We start from the raw sequence: 5948 nt of genomic DNA, 5'->3' as shown, positions 1-5948 counted from the left end.
GTTGGAGCCTCCGGCAAACCCGGCGCGGTTCACTTCGCCACATCGACCGCGAAGGGAGAGGCCTTCCCGCCGTGGTCAGTGATCCCCTTCACCACCTTCTCGGCATGCTCGAGGTTGAGGTCGGCGACAATGACGGTTGCGCCACTGCTGGCCAGTTCCTCTGCCGTGGCTGCCCCGATGCCCGAGCCACCACCGGTGACGATCACCGTCTTTCCGTCAAAACGCAGATCCATGCTGTCCTCCTTCGCCTGCCATTTGTTCGTGGAGCACAGGATAGCCAGCCCAGCGGGAGGATGTCACGCGGTGCGGTTGGCACGATGGAAATTCTACGCTTGTTTCTGTGCCAGGTGGATTCCAATAACTGGCCAGGGTGGATTCCGGTCGGGAATCCACCTCGCCAAGATCGTGATTTGGCAAGCACATGACTTGTAACGACTTTTTGTCTGATGGCATTCGGGGTGGCTTCCAAGTGGATTCCCCGGTGAGGAATCCAGTCGCTAGCGAACTGCCGCGCTGCGCCCCCCCGCATACGTTCAGGGCCGGGGAGGAACCGGAGGTGGGGGGTGCGGATCCTTCGTCGTTACGTGCGCCTCGACTTTGAGAGTGCAGCTCGATCAGTTTGACGTACCAGAAACAAGCCGCTTCGACAGCACGTCTAGACCATCCCCAACTCATCAAAGATTGCGTCAATTGCAGGGTTGGACGCTGCCTGTCGGACGCGGGATCTTACGGCAGTTCTATTCAGCTCCAACCTAACGAAGCCATCGCCTTTCTTTCGGATAAGCTGAATTCGAGTAAAGCGGTCGCCATGCTTTTCCGCAAACTCGGCAAGTCCCTGCGCTTTGTACAGGTTATCGGCGCGACTGTCGTCATGCGGCTCCAGAATGTCGAAAACGAAATCCGCGCCTTTGCTCCTCACGATCAGCATATCGGGGAACATCGGTTTCCAAGTTCCGCTCACCTGGTAGGGGATCTCAAGAGACCAGGGTTTCCTGTCGAGATTTCGCAGCCATCCAACGAAGTCATCTCGGCCCATTTCAAGCTTCAGGACGTCAGCTTCCCAAGGGTTCAGGGTTGTGCGGAACGATCCATCATCTTCGACATAGAGGTGATGGCTCCATGTGGGTTCCGTGGTGTCGCGGCGAAAATCGATGCTGTCTTGCAGCCGCCAAGGTGTGCTTGAGGGGGTGGAAGACGCTGATTTCAGCTTGTCGTACCCGGCGCGCACCTGTTCGGTAAGTTTGGAAATCGCATGTCGGTGTGTGTCATAGAGCGCTTCAAACTTAGCCTTCGACTTGTTCTCCAATGCCGAGCGCGCTGCCGCAGATGCGGCAACGATGATTGCTTCCAGTTTCACCTCCTGACCTTCGCGTTCCGCGTTTGCCTTTCGGTAAAGCTGGTGGAGGCCATACCCTTGTCCTAACGTGCGACCGGCGTCTTCAAACTGCCGGTCGACATCGAGATCTGACACGTCAACAGTATAGTCCTCTTGGCCTTCCGCCATTCCGGTCACGCCTGTGACCATGACTGTGCGCAAGCCAACCTTTGTGAGCGACTTGCGGGCCTTCTCGAAGTCGCCAGAAGCTTTCAACACGGCAACCTGCTCACTGATCCATGAAACAGCGTCAGCCTTGGCATCATCCCAGGCATTCGGGTCGATCCCATCCATCGTTAGTCGGCTTGCTATTGCCTGATAACGCCGGATGTCACTCTGTGCCCGAACCGCGTTCACGCGATAGGTGACGAGCTCTACTGCCTCGATAGCCTCGAAAATACTCTCGGTGCCGGGTCGACGGTGCAGGGTGACAAGCTTCGTCCCCTCTCCTGTCTCGGCCGGAACGATATCGTCGCTGGTTTGAAGTGCTGTGATGACCTGCTCGACGGCCGCTGCATTGAAGTGAGGCAGATAAAGGTGGACGTCGTTCAGCTCGGCCGTGCTTTCGATCCTGCGCGCCAAAGGCGTCCGAACCATGCGCCCGAGAAGCTGTGCAATGTAGGTGTGGTCGTGCGCGCTACGGAAAGACATCATGACTTCTGCCCGTGGGCAATCCCATCCGGTAGAAAGCGCCATCTTGAAGAATACCACCGAGACGTCGGCGTCGTCGTCGATGCGAGAAGGATCGATGTAGCGGATCGCGCGGTCGCCGACCTTCAGACCCCCTTTGTCCATCAATGCATGCGCGAGCTCGGAATCTCGAAGAGGACGGCCTATGCCATCTTCAACCGCCTTGATCGCGTCTGCCAAGTTGGTGCGGGTCGGTGCGCCATCTTCAATCTGGATGACGAGAATGGGTCGCACAGGCCGTTCGTCCTCGTCCTTGCAGTAGGACGCCCACTGGTCTGTCATGACCTGCCATCTCCGCGCCGCCTCCTCGAGAATACCCATTTCGGCATTCGTCGGGTTGGCAGGGTGGTGGATCAGGACGCGCTCTTTGATCAGGCCGGACTTCTTCACGTCCTCTACCGGTACCGGCACCTTGTGCTGGGTGTGGTCGGTGTCAGCCAGCAGCTCGTTGAAACGCTTGGGGGTTGCAGAGACGCCAATGATCAGCGGCATCTTGACCAGGCCGGTTTCCTTGTTGCCTTTGATGAACTGCTGAATGATCGTTTGTGCAGTTGCGCTGCCCTTGCCAGTGGTCATCCCACGATGGGCTTCATCGATCACCACATAGAATCTGTCCGGGATCGCGCGCGCGGTGTTTGTCAGCGTTGTCCAGATAGAATAGCTGCGCCCATCGCCGACGGTCGTGAGCAGCCGGTCGCTGGCCAGCTTTTGGGTGTTGATAAAGTAGATCTTGCCGCCGGCCAAGCGCTCTTCGTCGAAGCTGGCTGTGATCACCTCCAGCTGCCCGACCCGGTAGACCTTGTCGGACTGACGTTCGATCTTCAGCTTCGTCTGCTCATTCAGCTCGGGCATATCGGATACCCAGAGGATGACCGCATCCGGCTGGGGTACCCAATCCAGAGGCCAGTCCAGCTGTTCGTCGGGCTGGTCGAGGATCGCCTCGAACAACGCCGTCATGATGATCGTCTTGCCGCTTCCTGTGGGTGCGGACAGCGTGATGGCCTGCGGGGCTTCTGGCGACGCCGCGGGACGGGCCAACATCAGCCGCTTTCGAAGGTTGTGCAGGGCATCCTTCTGGAAATCGAACAGTTCAATCTTCATGCGAGGCCCCCGATGCCAGCAGCGGCATCTTCCGCCCGCGTATTGATTGTAAAGTTCACAAGGTAGTCCCGGTAGAGCTGAACGAACTCGACGTCCGGGTTACGGGCGATCAAGGCGATCCGCAGTTCCCCTGAAATCGCTCGGAAAGCCTCCTCTGCATCCGTCACGACGTAGACATGCCGCAATGCTTCCCTGGCCAGCAGGGCTTCACGGAAAGCGGTCACGCGTGTCTCATTCAGCAAGACGGCGAACGGGCTGGCTTCCGGAACGAAAAAGTCCGGTAGGGGGCCGACAGGTAAGGTAGGCGACGGGCCGATTGCACCCGACTTCATCCACAGAAGGGGCAGGATTTCCCTGAAGGCCGCACCAAGCTCCACCCGGTCCTTGTCGAGGAAGTCGAGCTTGAAATAGGCGACATTCGCAGGGAACCCTGCCGACATGGGGCGCTTCTCTTCTTCTTGAACGATCAATGGACCTAGCAGGTCATCCACCTGGGCCTTGAGCGCTTTGAACTGCTTCTCATTCTCGGCGACGATGTAGAAATCGGTGATGTGGTCCTGTTCCTCCAAGGCTTCCAGCCATTCGGCGGAGGCGTCCGGGTCGAACAGGACGGATGCCTTGTGATCCTCCGACACGATGAACCGGCAACCGGGCGTGACGCTGTTCTGCGGCAAAGCATCGATCATGCTCACAAAGGCCAGTTTCTTCTTTTCGACTGCCTTTTCTGCTTTCTTGAGGTCTGTGGGAGCCAGACTGGCAGGCACGCGGAAATCCTCGGGCGCAACAAAGGCTGCATTGCGGAAGGTCCGGCGCTTTTCTGCATCAACAATCTGACCCGTGAAGTATTCGCCTCGAAGGGAGGTGCCATCATCGCGCGCGCCGACTACGCAAAACTTTGACCGGGGCCAAGTAACAGACCTACAAACGCCTAACTTCTCCCAATCAGCCTCGCCAACTTGCACTCCATTGGCTCGCAAATTTTCAGCGTCAGAAGCTTTAACCTCGTTGTTCGTTACCAAGATGCACCGCCGTGAACCCTGATCTGCCTGATTTAACAGCAAAGTAGCGTTCAGAGTTGTTCCACTGCCCGCGAAAAAATCCACGATAAGCGCAGTTTTGTTTTCACCCACTGTAACGGCAAGAGCGTCCCGCACTGCATAAAGAGACTTAGGAAAGTCAAATGCCCTGTTTCCTACAATCGTTTGAAGCAAGGTCGAGCCATAAGTTCCTGCGTCGTGAAGGGTCCGGTTCCAAACTGTTTTTGCTCTCTTGCTCTCACCTGCATCATCCGCATACTCGAGGATAACGGGACCACCTTCCCATTCACGTGCGACAACAATCAATTCACCGTTCTTCACTTTCGAAATCGGACCACGTTTCAAATAATTCACAGCCCATGAATTCCGCTCAACGTGGTATCGGCCAAGCTTTACGAAGCCGTTTTTAAGTAATTCCAGAAGGGTCGAGGGTCCAACCTGCCAAGTTCCGAGCCTGCCATCAGATCGGATTGGCCACGCTTCGCCCTTAGTTCGATCAGGAACAAATGCGTTAAGGTCTGATTTTTGAAGCTCTCCGCGCTTGACCTTTTCATCAAGGGTCTCCCCGACCCCAACAATCCGATGAGTTTCTTGATCAATCAGAATTGGGTAAACTAAGTTTGCCCTGTCAAAGGGCGACGCATTGGTCCCTCGTCTTAGCAAACTAGCCCACGGATTACTCTTACCTGTGCTTTGTGCTGAAGTGAGAAAATTGTCACTTGTCGCATTTGCAGCAGCACTGCTCTGATACGCGAACAGCGCGTGTTCCTCCACTCTGGCCAATCCTTGTGCTGCGACACCACGAGAGGTGATAACGATCGTGACCATTTGTCTATAGGAAGCGGGCAGCACTTCCTCCATGAGCACCCCAAGGTGATGAACCTCATGTTCATCGATGGTGCAGATCAGAACACCGGTATCCGGTTTCAGCAGCTTCTTGGCCAGACGCAGTCGCTTTTCCATGAAGGACAGCCACTTGCTGTGTCGCCAGCTATCGTTGCCGTCCACATAGTCATTGTTATATTTCCAGTCCTTCGCTCCCGTGTTGTAGGGCGGATCAATGTAGATGCAGTCTACCTTTTCCGCGTAAAGGTACTCTAGAAGCTGCAGTGCGTGGTAATTGTCGGCCTCGATCAGCGTGTGCCACGGCGCATCGGCAGGGCCGTTTTGCACAGCGTCCATCGGCACAAGGGTTGGAAAGATCGGATCCCCGAACTGCTTGACCACTACCAACTCGGCCGTTGGCATGGTCATCCGTTCCCCTGCGCTTTCCTTCTCGCCCGCCTGCTGCGGTTTCATCAGATGCGCTGTGCCGCCTTCAATCCGTCGAACACGCCAGGTCTCGTTCAATGATCCGGAGCGCTTCGCGACCAGGTCACCCTTCCGGGGCTTGGCGCTGTAGATGGGAACCACCTCAGGCAGGTGTTGTTCGAAGACCAGTCCGAACTTCTTATGCCGTGTCGCGGCCTCCCATTCGCGAGTGATGCGTTCCCGCAGCTTGGGGTCAGTGATCTGGTTCAACAGGTCATGTATCGCGGCCATTTGTTTCGCCGTCTTTCCTTGAGGTTAATCGAACGCACTCTGCGGGATTCGTGTCGGGCTTCCAAAACGTTACCTTCGCCCGTTTCCTTGGGCCGCGCAACGCGTCGGGGCGGATAATCGACCGTAGGGTGTCGGTTTTCGACGGGGTCGCGGTGGGTGCAACATGAGCTTTAGGGTCAGGACCCATTGATTATACCCTTGTT

3 protein-coding genes are annotated in these 5948 nt (G+C 56.5%); all 3 read right to left on the bottom strand.

Features of this window, described 5'->3' with window-relative positions:
• Positions 1 to 29 precede the first annotated feature (29 nt).
• The 3 genes from E3D03_RS19835 to E3D03_RS19825 all read right to left on the bottom strand — a co-directional run bounded on the left by E3D03_RS19835 (position 30) and on the right by E3D03_RS19825 (position 5745).
• Entirely contained in the window at positions 30 to 233 is a 204-nt protein-coding gene (locus E3D03_RS19835; RefSeq protein WP_263568388.1) for an SDR family NAD(P)-dependent oxidoreductase, read from the bottom strand.
• A gap of 422 nt (positions 234 to 655) precedes the next feature.
• Positions 656 to 3166, bottom strand: a complete 2511-nt coding sequence (locus E3D03_RS19830; protein ID WP_263568387.1) for a DEAD/DEAH box helicase — start codon at positions 3164 to 3166, stop codon at positions 656 to 658.
• Positions 3163 to 5745 (bottom strand): site-specific DNA-methyltransferase, encoded by a 2583-nt coding sequence (locus E3D03_RS19825; protein WP_263568386.1) that lies wholly within the window; start codon positions 5743 to 5745, stop codon positions 3163 to 3165. Before E3D03_RS19825 ends, E3D03_RS19830 begins: the two co-directional genes overlap by 4 nt.
• Between the last annotated feature and the right edge of the window lie 203 nt (positions 5746 to 5948).

It is taken from the genome of Paracoccus sp. DMF (assembly GCF_004407025.1).
Taxonomy (GTDB): domain Bacteria; phylum Pseudomonadota; class Alphaproteobacteria; order Rhodobacterales; family Rhodobacteraceae; genus Paracoccus; species Paracoccus aminovorans_B.
Note: the sequence above shows the minus strand (reverse complement) of the source record. Positions and strands in the feature narration are given on the sequence as shown.

What these genes read in the sequence shown, in the direction of transcription:
- E3D03_RS19835 (WP_263568388.1), bottom strand. Translation starts at nt 233, where the DNA reads ATGGATCTGCGTTTTGACGGAAAGACGGTGATCGTCACCGGTGGTGGC.
- E3D03_RS19830 (WP_263568387.1), bottom strand. Translation starts at nt 3,166, where the DNA reads ATGAAGATTGAACTGTTCGATTTCCAGAAGGATGCCCTGCACAACCTT.
- E3D03_RS19825 (WP_263568386.1), bottom strand. Translation starts at nt 5,745, where the DNA reads ATGGCCGCGATACATGACCTGTTGAACCAGATCACTGACCCCAAGCTG.